This is a genomic window from Streptococcus sp. 79 (assembly GCF_013277425.1).
GTDB lineage: Bacteria > Bacillota > Bacilli > Lactobacillales > Streptococcaceae > Streptococcus > Streptococcus pseudopneumoniae.
The window spans coordinates 68,645-84,533 of sequence record NZ_VMMW01000015.1 but is presented as its reverse complement, the minus strand read 5'-3'; the positions used below and the strand labels follow the sequence as shown (position 1 = coordinate 84,533).

The following is a 15,889-nucleotide window of genomic DNA, read 5'->3' as shown; positions in this document are numbered from 1 at the left end:
GAAGCTCCCTCTTTTACAAATTCAATGCTGCTAGGGTATCCAAATACTGGTTGTTGATGACCGCCAAAATATAGGTATCTGCCTTCAAGAGGTCATCTGGTCCAAATTCAACATCCAATGGGGAATTTTCCTGCTCTCGGAAGCCCAAAATATTCAGATTATATTTGTCACGGAGGTCTAATTTACTCAGACTTTGACCTGCCCAAGACTGAGGAATTTTCATCTCCACAATAGAGACATTTTTATCCAACTGAAAGACACCAACACTATTATGGAAAAGAATGGTATGTGCTAGAGACTGCCCCATTTCATACTCTGGCGAGACAACCGAGTCAGCTCCAATCTTTTCTAGCACTTTCTTAGCAGTCTGACTTTTGACCTTAGCAATAACAGTCGGTACCCCCAAACTCTTACAGTGCATAACCGCAAGCACACTCGACTCCAGATTTCCACCTGTCGCGACGACAACGGTATCGCAGGTATCAATCCCTGCTGATCTCAATAATTCTTCATCTGTGATGTCACCAATCACTCCACGCGCCAAAACTGGCTCAAACTGATTGATGCGCTCTGCGTGGTCATCAATAGCGATAATATTCATATCCTGCTTGGCTAGGGCAGCTAGGACACTGCTCCCAAAAATTCCCAATCCTAAAATTCCAATCGTACGATCTGACATTCTCTTTCCTTTCTTAACCAATACTAATATCTGCTTTCATATAGTGAATCATATCTTTCTTTTCTGGATGGTAATCTGCCAAGCTAACAAACAAGGTCAAGGGACCAATTCGTCCCATAAACATAAGTGGCATGATAACACTGAGAGCCAATTTCCCAAGATCAGAAGTCAAATTTGCCGTTACACCAACTGTACTAAGAGCTGAAATGGTTTCAAATATGAGGTGGATAAAGGGAGGATTGCCTTTGGCTGTCATCCCTAGCAGGATCAATCCTACCAAGAAGCTCATCAAAAAGATAATAAAGACACTAAAGGATTTTTGAACCGTTCGCGGCGCAATCGTTCGTCTCGCAACATTGGCATGAGGCAAGCCCAAAAGCTCACTTCGAGCAAAGACCAAGAGGACAAAAAATGTCGTAATCTTGAGCCCCCCAGCCGTTCCCCCAGGTGCCCCACCTAGAAACATCTGTAAGATATAAATCAAAAGAGTCACAGGATGAGCCTGAGTATAATCTATCGTAGAAAAGCCTGCTGTTCGCATCGTCACTGTTTGAAAAAAGCTAACTAAAACCTTATCGGCAACAGGGAGATTGCCAATCGTTCCAGCATTGTTCCACTCAAGAAAGAGAGTAGTTGCCGTTCCAAATAACAACAAACCTAGAGTCAATAATAGTACAAGCTTCGTATGAAAGTGCAGGCGCCCTTTTTTCTTTCTTCCTACATGACCAGCCAAATCAAACCAGACCATAAAGCCAAAACCACCTGTAATAATTAAGCCTGCAATCACCAGATTGACCAGTAAATCGGTCTGAAAAGCAAATAAACTGGTGCTCCCCAAATTATCAAAACCTGCATTACAGAAGGCGGATATAGCTAGAAAAATGGAACTAAAAAGACCGCGCCCCCAGCCAAGTTGTGGAACAAAACGAAAACTGAGGAATAGAGCTCCCAAACCCTCAACTAGAAAAGTTGTGAGAAAAATAGAATGGACAAACTTTCTCAAAGATCGAGTTTCTCCATAACTAAAACTATCCTGAATAGTTGCACGGCTACGAAGACTAAGCTTTTGCTTGCTCTGGATATAGAAAACCCCAATAAAGGTCATGAGCCCTAGACCACCGATCTGAATCAAGAGCAAACAGATTATTTGACCCCAGATATTATATGTGTGAGCTACTGGAAGGGTTGAAAGACCTGTCACACAGACTGCAGAGACAGCAGTGAAAAGATGATCAAAATAAGTCGCTCGTGAGCTTTCAACTTGGACAAAGGGCAAGCTCAAAAGAAGAGAGCCTAGTAAAATGACCAAGGCAAAACTCAAAAAAATACGACGGGCTGGCGATAAACGAGATAAGCCTAGCTCTATTTTTTCCTTAGATAATTTGAATAACATGTTTCCATTGTACCATAAAACAGAAGAAATATCTCAAATAGGAATGGACAAAACATCGCGTACGCTTATCCTAAAAAAGAGGTTATCCAAACTCGTCCATTTCTAGAAACGTCTAAAAACTACCGACTTCCTATTTTATTCGGCAAAAAATAATCATCAATCAAGCTTTTAAAGTTCTCCTTCACTAAGATAAGAAACTGCCGAGAAAAGCGACTAAAGTTGCACAACACTTGCTAAACTCAGTTCTAACGCCTTCTCAAAAGCTTCCGATCCCCAGTCACGACTATCGTACTGGTCCAAGTCTGCTAAGGAATCAGCTGTGAACAACAATTCTCCCCAGAGAACCCCACGCAGTTGGGCTACTGCCACAAGCGCAGAACACTCCATCTCCACAACAGCACAGCCCTCTTCCTTACGATAAGCCACCTTTTCAGCCGTTTCTCGGTAAAAACCGTCTGTCGTCCAGGTCATGACTTCTTCATAGGGAATCCCTCTGACTTCCAAAACTTGCTCAATGGCAGCAATAGCCTCTGGCTGAATTTCCATATAACGGGAAGGTCCCACATAGTGATAACTAGCTCCTTCATCTCGTAGAGCACGAACAGGGACTAGAAAGGCATTTTCCTCTATATCGGCTAGCACACCACAGGTACCTGTGGAAATAATCTGCTCCACACCATAGCCAATCAACCAATCCATAAACTGGGATGCTGGAGCTGAACCGACAGGAGCCTGAGCCAGACAGACCTCCTCACCCTTGTAGTTGATGACGTATACTGGGTAATTCTTGGTGGCAGAAACAAATTCGCCGACACAGTTGGCTCCTACTTCCCTCGCATAGCGGTCAATCTCCTCACCTAAGAAAGCATAGACACACTTCTTTGGCAACTGTAAATCCAACCCCTCGTGATTGGGCATGATAACCGCCTGAGGATTATCATCAAACTCTAAAATGGGAATCGCATGTTTCTGAATCATAACCCACCTCCTCTAATTTTGTACTATTGTATCAAAAACTGACAAAGTGTCAAGGAGGAAGCTGATGAACTGAGGAAAAGCTAATACTAGAATAAAAACCACTTTCTACAATTGATGCTCTGATTTTCATCACATCCTGTCTATCGAGCTAAGCAAATACGAGTCACAATTCCATCTGAGTCTGTGATTTCCAATTGGCTCGATGTCATCCATTTGATTGGTGCGTCAACTTCTTGTGCTCGTTGGGCAATCGTTAACAGTTCTTCTTTATGTGCGACTTCGATGACATAGTAGGCTAAACCTGGTAAGCCTTGCTTACGCGAATCCAGACCTTTTCCTCCCCATTCGTTAACTGCTAAATGATGATGGTAATCTCCAGCCGCAATCCAACTAGCGCTAGGCACACTGAATTTATCCTCTAGCCCTAACACCTTTTGATAAAACTGGCTGGACTTTCGACTATCCTTGACGGAAAGATGAATATGCCCCATTCTCGTACCTTCTGTCAAGATAAAGGGCTCTACTCTTTCCCCCAACTCATAAATGTCCTGCGCCGCAAGAGCCTCCGTCACTCCGATAATGCGTCCATCTTCTCGAATATCCCATGTGGAAACCGGCTTATCTCGATAGAGTTCAATGCCATTTCCCTCCAAATCTTCCAAGTAAATAGCTTCACTGTAACCATGGTCTGCACCGCCGACAAGAGGAATTTGTAAATCTGTCAGGTGTTTCAAGACATCAGCCAAAGCCTTGCGTGTGGGCAAGAGAATGGCCAAATGGTAAAGACCATAATGTTCCCTCACTTCTCCGCTCTCTTGTGCTTGAATCAGCTGTACCAAGACTTTTCCACCAAGGCCTAGAATGGACTCTGTCTCAGTTTGAGATAAGATTTCTAAACCAATAACTTGCTGATAAAAGGCTGTTTGACTGGCCAAATCCTTTACATTTAAAACTGTCTCTGCCAAATAAATGTGACTCTTGTATTCATAGGTCATAAATGGTCCTCTTTTCTCGTTGTAATTATTACAACTATTGTATAATTTCCATCAAGAAAGTCAAGCCAGATAACTCAAAAATAACACCATTTCAGGATAATATAAAGTAAATCATTTCATAATAAAACGCATATTATCAAACTTTTCATCACCTGACAATATGCGTTATTTTAATTTTAAAGACTTTTTGACCAGCTTTTTTATTTCACAACAAGTTCATAACGTGTCTTACTGGTGAATGTTTGACCAGCTTTAAGGATGACTTGGTCTTTGAGGTCGCTGTGAATGGCATCTGGTAAAGCTTGCGCTTCAAGGGCAATCCCATTGTGCTGCACCATTGGCTGACCAGCCACAAGTACACTCTCATCCACAAAGTTTGCTGTGTAGACTACAAAGCAAGGAGCCACTGTTTTGAAGAGTAGGAAACGACCTGAGTTTTGGTCATAAAGGAAACCAGCATTGTCATGACCTGCAGGAAGGGCAAATGGATGGTCCAAACCAGACACCAGCTGAATTTGCTCATCTTCTTCTGCAAAAATATCCTTCAACAAAGCACCATTGTAGATGTGTTTAACCACATCACGATTAGCATCTGGAGTTTTGGCCGGAACACCGTCGGGAGCGATTGGGTAAATACCCTCTGTGTTTAGTTGGAAGACATGACGGTCAATTGTCTGCGTAAAATCACCAGACAAATTGAAGTAGCTATGATTGGTTGGATTAACCAGCGTATCCTGATCGGTTGTTACCTTGTAGCTGATTTCATAGGCACCAGTTTCTTCCAAGTGATAACTGATCCAAATCTTGAGATTTCCAGGGAACCCTCCTGTCCCATCTGTACGCTCTGTGTAGAGAGTCAAGCCATGATCGCTTACTTCTTCAACTTCAAACAAGCTGGAATCCCAACCAGTTGAACCACTGTGATTACAGTTGCTAGCATTGTTGACTTCCAGATGATAGGTCTTGCTATTCAGCTCAAAGGTCGCACCTGCAATACGGCCCGCCACAGGCCCTACACTAGCCCCATGCTTGGGACTATTGCCTACATAGCTATCAAAGTCATCAAATCCCAAGATAACATTGGCAAAATGTCCAGCCTTGTCAGGTGTGACATAGCGCAAGATAGTCGCACCATAAGTCATAACCTCAAGCTGGTAGCCACCGTCAGTTTCAAATTGATAGGCCAAGACATCCTTGCCCTCAACATTTCCAAATACACGCTCAGTGTATGCTTTCATTTTGTTCTCCTTTTACTATTTCTCTCAAACAAACAAACCATAGAAAGCCTACTGACAATCTATGGTTTACTTGTATGATTTACAAACCCCTTTATCAAGAATCTATAAACGCAGTATTACTTTTGATATTCGTGGATGATAACACCTTGTACCACACGGTTTACTGTACCTGTAGGAGACGGTGTATCTGGTTTATTTTCTACCTTGAGTGAAGTCAATAGGGCAAAGAGTTGGGCATAAACTATGTAAGGGAAGACACGGTAAATATCATTCAAGACACCGCCACAACCAAGGGCCACTTCTTTGACATTTTCAAGACCAAAGGCTTGATCACTCAAAAGCACAACACGACGAGCAATCTGATCACCAGCAACTTCACGAACCAAGTCCAAGTCGTACTTACGAGTGTAGTCTGTCGTTGTACCAAAGACCAAAACAACTGTATCTTCATTGATAAGAGATTTTGGACCGTGACGGAAGCCAACTGGGCTTTCATACATGGTCGCCACCTGGCCAGCAGTTAGTTCCAAAATCTTTAGCTGAGCTTCATGAGCAAGACCAAAGAAAGGACCAGCGCCTAGATAGATGACCCGGTTAAAATCTAGGTCAACAAGCTCTTTGACATCTTCTGCATCGTCTAAAACTTTACGTGCAAGATTAGATACAACTTCAAAACGTTCAGCTTTCACAGCAAATTCTGTAGGATCAAAGACCAAGAGAGCTGCCAACATCATAGAGGTAAAGCTAGAAGTCATGGCAAAACCAGCGTCATTAGAGGCAGCTGGTTGCAAGAGCAAGAGATTACGGTCATCTCCATGAGCTTGAAGAGCCAATTTACCATCTGCTGCACAAGTAATCGTCACTTGGTAAAGCTCATCCACCAAGGATTTGGCCAAATCAACAGTCGCCACACTTTCAGGCGAGTTCCCACTACGAGCAAAAGACACAAGGACAGTTGCCACATCTTTTTTCAAATAGGTTGCTGGATTGGCAACGATATCTGTTGTTGCAATGGCATTGAAATTCCATTTGCGTTCGTCATAGACTTCCTTAAAATAAGGTAGCAAGGTATCTCCCACATAAGCAGAAGTCCCAGCACCTGTCAAGATAACCTTAATATAGTCATGTTTATCAGCGATTTCTTGTAGGAAGGCTGCAATTTCTTCACGTTTTGCTTGATAAAATTCAAAAGCTTCTCTCCATACATCAGGCTGTTGGTAGATTTCACGCGTAGTGATTTCTGCACCCAATTCGAGCAAGTCTTCTTTTGTATAATATAGCATTGAGTTCCTCTTTTTCTATTAAAGATGGGAATGGGAGTAAACTCCATTCCCATGTATATTCTATATAAAATGCTCTAACGATTTTCACGTTGTCACATGAATTGAATCGAGTTCCAACTAAAATCTGTAGGAAACTAGCCGCAGGCTGCTCAAAGCACTGCTTTGAGGTTGTCGGATAAGACTGACAAAGTCAGCTCAAAACACCGTTTTGAGGTTGCCGGATAAGACTGACGAAGTCAGTAACATATACCTACGGCAAGGCGACATTGACGTAGTTTGAAGAGATTTTCGAAGAGTATTATTCATCTTCGTCATCATCGAAGCCCGCTAACAGGTCATTAACTTTCACAATACTTTCTGCAGCACGGCTCTTGTAGTCCGCATCTGCGCCTGTAAGGCTCGCATTGATAAATTCAATCACCATTGGAAGATTCATCCCTGCATAAAGTTCGATGTCACGACCTTCCATGATCAAACGGCTGACCACGTTACATGGTGTTCCACCGAGAAGATCCGCAAAGACTAGGAAATCATCCAATCCTTCAATAGCGGCTTCAAATTTTACAATAAAGTCTTCTGGGCCATCTTCTGGAAGAAGAGCTACTGTATAGATATTGTCTTGTGGCCCCATAATCATTTCAGTGCTACCTTTAAGTTCTTCACAGAAACGACCATGGCTCACCAAAATTAATGATTTAGTCATAAATTATGCGCCCATTCCAAGTACAAATTTACCAAAGGCAGAAAGAGCCAAAGCAAGTACGATAATAATACCGATAGCTTTAGTAGAGTTCATACCTCTCTTACCAAGCAACCAGAAGATAAAGGCAGTAAAGATTGCTGGAAGCAAGCGTGGGAAGATTTGGTTCAAGATGTCTTGGAAGTCAATCATCTTCTCACCGATTGCCCATTTGTAAGAAATTTCAAAGTTAATCACTGTTGCTACAAGAGCACCCATCATGAAGACACCAAGTACAGATGCAGCGTCAATCAAAGCTGTCAAAGTACTTTGCATGTTGTTGATAAGGTTAACCCCTTCTTTGTAAGCAAATTCCAACTGTTTCCAACGGAAGATGTCATAAGCAACTGCAACTGCAATCCAAAGGAAGATTCCCCATGGTTGGCCAGCGATAGCCATAGTTGCTGCGACTGACCCCATGATAGCAGGTACAAGTGAACCAAAGATTGTATCCCCAAGAGGAGCGAATGGTCCCATCAAACCTGTCTTGATACCGTTAACGGCGTCTTTTGAACCTACACCATCTTTTTCTTCCATAGCAAGGTCAAAACCAGCGATAATGGTATGGAAGAATGGTGAAGTATTGAAGAATTGAGTATGAACTTTCATCATTTCTTTCAATTCAGGAGTTCCATCCCCATACATTTTACGCAATTGAGGCAAGATCATGTAAAGGTAACCAGAAGCTTGCATACGTTCGTAGTTCCAACCTAATTGGAAAGTAAACAAGCTACGTTTGTTGATTTGATTAAAATCTTCTTTTGTTAGTTTGTAATTAGAATTCGTCATCTTCGATTTCCCCACTTTCTGATGGTGTAGAAGGTGCTGCTACAGCTACTTTTTGGCTATTTTTGAAGTGAAGCACTGCAAGGAAAATACCTACGATAGAAATACCAATCATAGACAAACCTTTGAAGTTGTTCACGAAACCAATTTTTTCAGCAACTTCAGCAGGAAGAGTACCTACGATACCAGCAACAGCGCCACCAAGACCTGTTACATATGAGTAAAGAACAGTCAACATAGCTGTCAAACCAAATCCCATAGCAAGGTAGTGAAGGTTACGTTTAACTGGAAGGTAACGAAGCAAGATTGCAAATCCAAGACCTGGAAGCATACGTCCTGCGAGTGTCAAACCATCTGCAACCCATTGGTATTTTGTAACGAAGTCTACTACGTGTTGTACAAATTCACCACCAAAAGCAAGGGCAAAGAAGACTGGAAGGGCACGAGATAAAGCCCAAGGAATCGCACCAAGTAGGTAGTTGCGTTCAATACCTTTATAGTCAAAGCGTTCGATTGCAGCATCCACACGGTGAGCGAAGAAAGTAGTTGTCATACGTCCAAGAACGTCGAAGTAAGTCAAGAGAGATGCTACTGGTACAGCGATTGTAGTAATTGCAAGCGGTGCATCAATTCCTTGTGAAACAGAGAAGGCTGTCGCAAGAACCGCACCAGAAGTTGCGTCGATACGAGAAGCACCACCGAAGGTACCAACCCCAAGAACGAACAGTTGCAAGTTACCACCGATAAGCAAACCAGTAGTCACATCTCCCATGATTAAACCAGTAATGAAACCAGCAAATACAGGGGAACCTGCAGATGAAACGATCGTCAACTCATCACAGATTTGATAAGCTGAGTACAAAGTGAGAAGTAAAATTTGCCACCATTGTATCATAACAATGACCTCCTAAAAATTTTTTCCTATTTTAATAAGCTCAAAAAGTCTGAAATTGGATCATTTGGAACCATTTGAGCAGTTAATTTAACACCTTTTTCTGCCAGTTTGTGGAAGTCTTCCACATCCTTGTCCACCACGTTGATAGAACGTGTAATAGAACGAGTTTCTGGTGTTTGAGACATATTCCCAACATTAAGGGTTTCAAGTGGTACACCTGCTTCAACCAAACCAAGGAAGCGGTCTGGTTTACGAGCTACGATAAAGAGACGTTGGCTATCGTATTTACCAGCAAGAATATTGGCTGCAGCTTTCTCAACTGGCAAGATACTGAGTTTCACACCTGGTGGTGTCGCAAGTTTCAAACCACTCTTTTCAACGTCGTTGTTGACAACTTCGTCGTCTACAACCATAATGCGTGAAACATTTAGTTTTCCAGCCCAAAGATTGGCTACTTGTCCGTGGATCAAACGTCCATCGATACGGCATCCTACAATTGTCATAAGTTTTCCCCCTTTATATGTTTTAGTGTAGGTTTACGAGTTAAATGAATCTCTTCTTTATATTGACCTTCTGTTTCAAAGATAATGATGCGGTTGGCACCTTCCTTGAGATAGCTATGAGGGATATAAAGTGAGAGGGTTGGGCCGACGTTCCAAAAACGTCCTAGATTCTGCCCATTGACAAAGGCAACTCCCTTACCAAACTCAGACAAGTCTAGGTAAGTATCTTTTGGCTCTTGGACTGTAAAGTCATAAGCATAAAAGGCTGGTTGTCCTTGAGTCCATCCTTTTGAAAAATCAATTTTCTCAGGATTGTCTAGTGGGAGTGGATAGTGTTTCCAGTTCAGTAAGAAATGCAAATCCTTACAAACCCCTGTCCGAATTCCCTTACGTTGCGTATCCGCTAAGAACTTGTGTCCATAGTTGACACGCCCCATATTTTCTATCAATATGTCAATCCTAGATAACGCTTTCTTTTCGCCTTGATAAAAAATATCTTCCCCAATCTCTGTCTGATATTGGGTTTTAATCCACTGACCATCGACATAAAGCTGGGCCCTATCTCGACTGTCAATGATACGAAGTCTTTCTTCTTCTGCATCCCAGCTTGTCTCTGTTCGATAGAGTAGGTAGCCATAGCTTTGTCCCAACTCCTCCATCTTTTTAGGATAGAGACTTTCTATCGGACTTGACAAGCTATCCAAGGTTTCAAACAAGGAAACTTTTTCAACTAGTGGAATAGCATCCAACTCCATACTCTCTTTGTAGAGGGGTTCCAACTGCGGATACTCTGGAAAATGTGTTGCCATCATCTTCTTGACCGCCAGATATTTGGCAGTTGGATTTCCTTCTTCATCCAGAAGGGCATCGTAATCATAAGATGTAACTTGTGGCAGGTCCAAAGTCCCTCGAGCTGAGCAACCATTCATGAAGCCAAAGTTTGTACCACCGTGGAACATGTAAAGATTGATGGAGCCTTGTTCCAAAACCTCTCGAACTGCATCTGCCAATTCTTTTGGATCCCGTGTGATAATCGGTTCTTTCCAACGGTTGAACCAGCCATCCCAGAACTCCATACACATGAGTGGCCATTTCTTACCATGTTCATCAAAGAATTCCTGCATCTGTGAAAAGTTGTAAGGTGCCTTAGAACCAAAGTTGCCTGTTACAAAGAGGTCATCTTCAATTAAGGTTCCCGCTTTTAGAGTAGCTCTCCAAGGACCATCTGATGTAAAGAGGGGACAGGTTACGCCACGCTCTTCCATCAGCTGTCGAATTGCTCTCAAGTAAGCCTTATCTTCTCCGTAAGAACCATACTCATTTTCAACCTGCATCATGAGGATATTGCCACCCTTGTCCAACAGATGTGGAACCAGTCGTGGCAAGAGCTGATCATAATAGCGACCGACAGCCTCAATATAGGCTGGATCTGATGAACGAATCCTCATATCCTTGGTTAAGAGCCAGGCTGGTAAACCACCGAATTCCCATTCCGCACAGATGAAGGGCGACGGACGAACGATAGCGTAGAGACCCAAGTCTTGCGCTGTCTGTAGAAATCGCTCCAAATCCAGAGCTCCTTCAAAATGAAACTCGCCCTCACGAGGCTCGTGTAAATTCCAAGCCACATAAGTCTCTACTGTATTAAAACCAAGAGCCTTCAAGTTATAGAGCGAATGATACCAATCCTCTGGAGGAACCCTAAAATAATGAATGGCACCAGATAAAATCTTAAATGATTTTCCATCGAGATAGAAATCATCTCGTATCTCAAATCGTGTCATAAAACTACCTTCTGACTGCGAAAGTTTGCGCTTTCATTTGTTGTTATAGTCATTATAAACCAATCTGTTTGAATTGTCAATAGAAATTGTAGGGATATTTACTGCAATTTTACTATTATACACACGTTCAATTAGTTTCAAACATTTTCAGACCCATTTCAAACACTCTTTAAATTCGGAATAGAGAACCTAAAATAATTTTGCACAAAATACATTTATAAAATACGTACAATGCCTATGTAACTTAATTTTTTAATCTGTTATCTAATTTTTTATTCAAAAGACTACTATTTTTTTCGCTTTTATGGTAAAATTTTCTATGGAGAAGGAAAATAGAGGTAAAAATATGGCAATTCCCAAATATCAATACATAAAAGACGAATTAAAAAATAAAATCATCTCTGGGCAGTTTAGCAGTGGAGATAAATTTTACACTGAAGCAGAGCTCATTTCAATGTACGATGTCAGCTCTATCACAGTTGTCCGCGCCTTAAACGACCTTGCTAAAGATGGCTATATTGTCCGCCAACAAGGAAAAGGAACCTTCGTTTCGCGTGCACGCAAACACAAGCTTGTAGAGTTTTCAGATATTGAACTCTTTAATGCTAAAGATGATAAGGTAACTGTTCTTTCAATTGAACGCGGAAACAAGCTCGTTTACTTGGAAAAATTGGGTCTACGCGGCGATCAATTCTACTACAAGATTGAACGTATCCGCGAATCAAACGGTGTCGTTTATATCTACCATACATCCTACATCCCAGAACAATATATCAACGCAAATTATCCAAACCTTGAATACTATAGTTCTATCTATAACCGTTTCAAGTTAGACTACCACATTCACATGAATAATGAACACTTTGAAGAAATCAACGAAATAGTCTTTCCAACTCCAGAACATGCGGCTTCAGTCCTCGGAGTCGATGAACAATTCCCTACTGTCCTACAAACTAAAATCACCAAACTCGAATCAACTGGCCAAGTTTTAGAATACAGTGAAACTTACAAACGATCTGATTACTACAAGATTAAATTCATCTCATGTGACCGTGATCACTAAGAAGAAAGCCTGAGCCTAATCGCTCGGGCTTTTTCTATGCTTATTATATGACATAGTAGATTGAAATAGAATATGGACAAATCGATTAGGAAATTTAAATCAATTTCTAGTAATATTTTAGAAGTTACAGTATACTATTCTATACTCAATATATTATAAAATATTGGTTATTTTTTTCAAAAGCACTTTAATAAAAAAGAAAAATCGAAGTTCTGCTACTCCTATAAATGGAGTAATAGAAATTCGATTTTTATTCTAATTATCCTAATCCAAGACGTTCAAAGATATCATCCACTCGTTTGGTGTAATAAACTGGGTTGAAGATTTCATCGATTTCTTCTTGTGTGAGACGTGATGTTACTTCTGAATCTGCCTCAAGAAGTGGTTTAAAGTCTACTTGGTTGTCCCAAGAGTAGGCTGTTTTTGGTTGCACCAAGTCATAGGCTTGCTCACGGGTCATGCCTTTTTCAATCAATGTCAACATAGCCCGTTGGCTAAAGATAAGACCAAAAGTCGAGTTCATGTTTCGGATCATATTTTCTGGGAAGACTGTCAAGTTCTTAACGATATTTCCAAAACGGTTGAGCATGTAGTCAATCAAAATGGTCGTATCTGGTGTGATGATACGCTCAGCTGATGAGTGGGAAATATCGCGTTCGTGCCAGAGAGCGACGTTTTCATAAGCCGTAATCATGTGACCACGAATGACACGCGCCAGACCAGTCATATTTTCAGAACCGATTGGGTTGCGTTTGTGAGGCATTGCTGAAGACCCTTTTTGCCCTTTAGCAAAGAACTCTTCTACTTCGCGTTGCTCAGATTTTTGTAGACCACGAATCTCAGTCGCCATACGTTCGATTGAAGTCGCAATGCTGGCAAGAACCGCAAAGTACTCAGCGTGAAGGTCACGAGGAAGGACTTGTGTAGAGATTTCTTGGGCACGGATGCCAAGTTTATCGCAGACATACTCCTCTACAAATGGTGGGATATTGGCAAAGTTCCCAACCGCACCAGAAATCTTACCAGCTTCTACACCAGCAGCTGCATGCTCGAAACGCTCGATATTGCGTTTCATTTCGCTGTACCAAGTTGCCAATTTAAGACCAAAGGTTGTAGGCTCAGCATGCACACCGTGGGTACGCCCCATCATGATGGTGAACTTGTGCTCCTTGGCCTTGTCAGCGATGATATTAGTGAAGTTTTCAAGGTCACGACGGATGATGTCGTTGGCCTGCTTGTAGAGGTAACCATAGGCCGTGTCCACCACGTCAGTAGAAGTCAAGCCATAGTGAACCCACTTGCGCTCTTCACCAAGAGTCTCAGAAACCGCACGCGTGAAAGCCACCACATCGTGGCGCGTCTCCTGCTCAATTTCCAAAATACGGTCGATGTCAAAGTCCGCCTTCTTGCGAATCAAAGCCACATCTTCCTTAGGGATTTCCCCCAACTCAGCCCATGCCTCGTCAGAGAGGATTTCCACCTCAAGCCAAGCACGGTATTTATTTTCTTCACTCCAAATATTCGCCATCTCAGGGCGAGAGTAACGGTTGATCATGTTGTTCATTTTTCCTTTCTTCTTAAGCTGTTGGGAATAAGCTATCTAGGTAAAGCAAGATTTCTACTCAAACTCCTCTTTTCCAATAAACACAGACGGGTAATGATCTAGTATATTCAAATCCGTATCCAGCGGTACATCATAGATAGCTAAATAATTTTCGGGGTATTGTGCAGCTAGTTCTTCATATTTAGCTTGTACCTTATCTTGGTCAGCACTGGCATACAAGACTTCGACAACTGCTCCAGTCTTATCCTTTTCAATAAATGTATTAACGATAATTTGTATCATGAACTTGTCCTAAAAATCAATCCCTTCCCCAAACTCTTCCACACTATCCGGTACATCACTAAACAAAGTCACATGTCCCATCTTACGATTATGCTTTGCTTCTATTTTACCATACATGTGGAGATGGGCGCTTGGATTTTCTGTGACATATTTTTTAGCGACCTCAACATGCTGGCCGAGAACGTTAAGCATGACGGCAGGCGCATGTAGTTTTATGGCTGGCAATGGTGCTCCGAGAACACCGAGAATATGGGTGTCAAACTGAGAGAAATCACAGGCTTCAATAGAGTAGTGGCCTGAGTTGTGTGGTCGTGGAGCAATCTCATTGACAATGATGTCATCAGCTGTCGCAAACATTTCCACACAGAGAGTTCCAGACAAGTTGAGTTGTTCTGCGATTCGCACTGCCATAGCTTTAGCCTTGTCTGCTAGACTTTCAGAAATACGGGCTGGTACGATGGTCTTAGACAGGATATTGTTGCGGTGGATATTTTCCTGAACTGGGAAAAACGTCACCTCCTTCCCATTTCCTGACACGATGACAGAAATCTCAAGGTCAAAATTGACAAATTCTTCCAAGACACAAGCTGCTGAGTCGGCTAATGCATAGGCTTCTTCCAAATCGTCTGCTGAACGAATGACATTTTGCCCGTGTCCATCATAACCACCTGTTGCGATCTTAAGGACATAGTTTTTCGACAAGTCGATATCTGCCAAGTCTAGGCTAGAAGTCACGACCTTGTAGGGTGCCACAGTGACTTGAGCCTTGTTTGACAAAAAGTCCTTTTCAAAAATACGATTTTGCGAAATGCGGAGCAGATCTGTTCCTTGAGGGAGTTGTCCATCCTTGATAACGACATCCAAACCGTCAGCGTCGACATTTTCAAACTCGTAAGTGAGGACATCGCAACGGTCTGCCAACTGACGGAGGGCGTCCACATCGTTATAAGGTGCCACAATGATTTCCGCCACGCGAGAAGCCGGGCAATCCGCCGCAGGATCCAGCGCGATAACCTTGTGCCCCATGTAGATAGCAGAAATGGCCATCATCTGACCCAGTTGACCGCCACCGATAATTCCGATTGTTTTAGATGAGCTCATTTGACGACTCCTCTGCGATTTTTCCTTGTTCTTCAGCAAAGTTGGCAAGTGCATCCGCAATGGACTTATCTTCTACAGAGAGGAGACGGAGGGCAAAGAGAGCTGCGTTAGTCGCTCCAGCTTCACCGATAGCCATTGTCGCAACAGGCACCCCACCCGGCATCTGAACGATAGAATAGAGTGAATCCACGCCACTAAGGGCACGAGATTTGACTGGCACGCCAATGACTGGAAGGGTTGTTTTGGCAGCTACCATTCCTGGCAAGTGGGCTGCGCCACCTGCACCTGCGATAATGACCTTGATGCCACGGCTACGAGCTTCTTCGGCATGTCTGAACATGAGGTCTGGTGTGCGGTGGGCAGAGACAACCTTCTTCTCGTAGGCTACACCGAAGCGGTCTAGGACTTCTGCTGTTTTTTGCATGGTTGCCCAGTCGGATTTTGAGCCCATGATGATGGAAATAATTGGTTTAGTCATAATTTTTCCTTTTTTCTTCTTTTTTGATAATAGTCTTAGGTGGTGGGGACGGAAGCAAACCTTCGGTTTCATTCCTAAACTTTGAGCCTAAGGTCTCAAAGCTTCCCCCGACCAGATCAGAACCCGTT

General features: G+C 42.5%; 16 protein-coding genes. 1 reads left to right on the top strand and 15 read right to left on the bottom strand.

What is annotated here, in order from left to right:
• Positions 1–13 precede the first annotated feature (13 nt).
• The 11 genes from HT729_RS03870 to HT729_RS03820 form a co-directional block, all read right to left on the bottom strand.
• On the bottom strand, positions 14–679 hold the full coding sequence (locus HT729_RS03870; RefSeq protein ID WP_001283900.1) for a TrkA family potassium uptake protein: 666 nt from the start codon (positions 677–679) through the stop codon (positions 14–16).
• Positions 680–692: 13 nt separating this feature from the next.
• Positions 693–2,072: a TrkH family potassium uptake protein gene (locus tag HT729_RS03865; protein WP_000897723.1), complete on the bottom strand. Its 1,380-nt coding sequence runs from the start codon at positions 2,070–2,072 to the stop codon at positions 693–695.
• A 213-nt stretch (positions 2,073–2,285) separates the two neighbouring features.
• Positions 2,286–3,050 (bottom strand): nucleoside phosphorylase, encoded by a 765-nt coding sequence (locus HT729_RS03860; protein WP_054393107.1) that lies wholly within the window; start codon positions 3,048–3,050, stop codon positions 2,286–2,288.
• A 140-nt stretch (positions 3,051–3,190) separates the two neighbouring features.
• Positions 3,191–4,045: a VOC family protein gene (locus tag HT729_RS03855; RefSeq protein ID WP_023938627.1), complete on the bottom strand. Its 855-nt coding sequence runs from the start codon at positions 4,043–4,045 to the stop codon at positions 3,191–3,193.
• 200 nt (positions 4,046–4,245) lie between these two features.
• Complete coding sequence (locus HT729_RS03850; RefSeq protein ID WP_172931692.1) at positions 4,246–5,283, bottom strand: aldose epimerase family protein; 1,038 nt, start codon at positions 5,281–5,283, stop codon at positions 4,246–4,248.
• A gap of 116 nt (positions 5,284–5,399) precedes the next feature.
• Entirely contained in the window at positions 5,400–6,566 is a 1,167-nt protein-coding gene (locus tag HT729_RS03845) for an SIS domain-containing protein (protein WP_172931691.1), read from the bottom strand.
• A 298-nt stretch (positions 6,567–6,864) separates the two neighbouring features.
• Positions 6,865–7,269, bottom strand: a complete 405-nt coding sequence (locus tag HT729_RS03840) for a PTS sugar transporter subunit IIA (RefSeq protein WP_172931690.1) — start codon at positions 7,267–7,269, stop codon at positions 6,865–6,867.
• 3 nt (positions 7,270–7,272) lie between these two features.
• Entirely contained in the window at positions 7,273–8,094 is an 822-nt protein-coding gene (locus tag HT729_RS03835) for a PTS system mannose/fructose/sorbose family transporter subunit IID (RefSeq protein ID WP_172931689.1), read from the bottom strand.
• On the bottom strand, positions 8,081–8,986 hold the full coding sequence (locus tag HT729_RS03830) for a PTS mannose/fructose/sorbose/N-acetylgalactosamine transporter subunit IIC (RefSeq protein WP_172931688.1): 906 nt from the start codon (positions 8,984–8,986) through the stop codon (positions 8,081–8,083). The genes HT729_RS03835 and HT729_RS03830 overlap by 14 nt, the downstream gene beginning before the upstream one ends.
• A gap of 26 nt (positions 8,987–9,012) precedes the next feature.
• Positions 9,013–9,489, bottom strand: coding sequence for a PTS system mannose/fructose/N-acetylgalactosamine-transporter subunit IIB (locus tag HT729_RS03825; protein WP_050975943.1), 477 nt, complete (start codon positions 9,487–9,489; stop codon positions 9,013–9,015).
• Positions 9,486–11,273, bottom strand: a complete 1,788-nt coding sequence (locus HT729_RS03820; RefSeq protein WP_172931687.1) for a beta-galactosidase — start codon at positions 11,271–11,273, stop codon at positions 9,486–9,488. The genes HT729_RS03825 and HT729_RS03820 overlap by 4 nt, the downstream gene beginning before the upstream one ends.
• A 346-nt stretch (positions 11,274–11,619) precedes the next feature.
• Between HT729_RS03820 and HT729_RS03815 the strand changes: the two genes are divergently transcribed.
• Positions 11,620–12,336: a GntR family transcriptional regulator gene (locus HT729_RS03815; RefSeq protein WP_024478238.1), complete on the top strand. Its 717-nt coding sequence runs from the start codon at positions 11,620–11,622 to the stop codon at positions 12,334–12,336.
• A 259-nt stretch (positions 12,337–12,595) separates the two neighbouring features.
• Here HT729_RS03815 and purB read toward each other — a convergent pair whose 3' ends face one another.
• The 4 genes from purB to purE all read right to left on the bottom strand — a co-directional run bounded on the left by purB (position 12,596) and on the right by purE (position 15,761).
• A complete protein-coding gene (gene purB / locus HT729_RS03810; protein ID WP_172925932.1) occupies positions 12,596–13,891 on the bottom strand; it encodes an adenylosuccinate lyase in 1,296 nt (431 codons plus the stop codon).
• 63 nt (positions 13,892–13,954) lie between these two features.
• On the bottom strand, positions 13,955–14,182 hold the full coding sequence (locus HT729_RS03805; protein ID WP_023935448.1) for a hypothetical protein: 228 nt from the start codon (positions 14,180–14,182) through the stop codon (positions 13,955–13,957).
• A gap of 9 nt (positions 14,183–14,191) precedes the next feature.
• The gene (gene purK / locus HT729_RS03800; protein WP_172925927.1) at positions 14,192–15,283 is read right to left on the bottom strand and encodes a 5-(carboxyamino)imidazole ribonucleotide synthase; all 1,092 of its coding nucleotides are present in this window, start codon (positions 15,281–15,283) and stop codon (positions 14,192–14,194) included.
• Positions 15,270–15,761, bottom strand: a complete 492-nt coding sequence (purE, locus tag HT729_RS03795) for a 5-(carboxyamino)imidazole ribonucleotide mutase (RefSeq protein ID WP_000165489.1) — start codon at positions 15,759–15,761, stop codon at positions 15,270–15,272. Before purE ends, purK begins: the two co-directional genes overlap by 14 nt.
• Positions 15,762–15,889 lie beyond the last annotated feature (128 nt).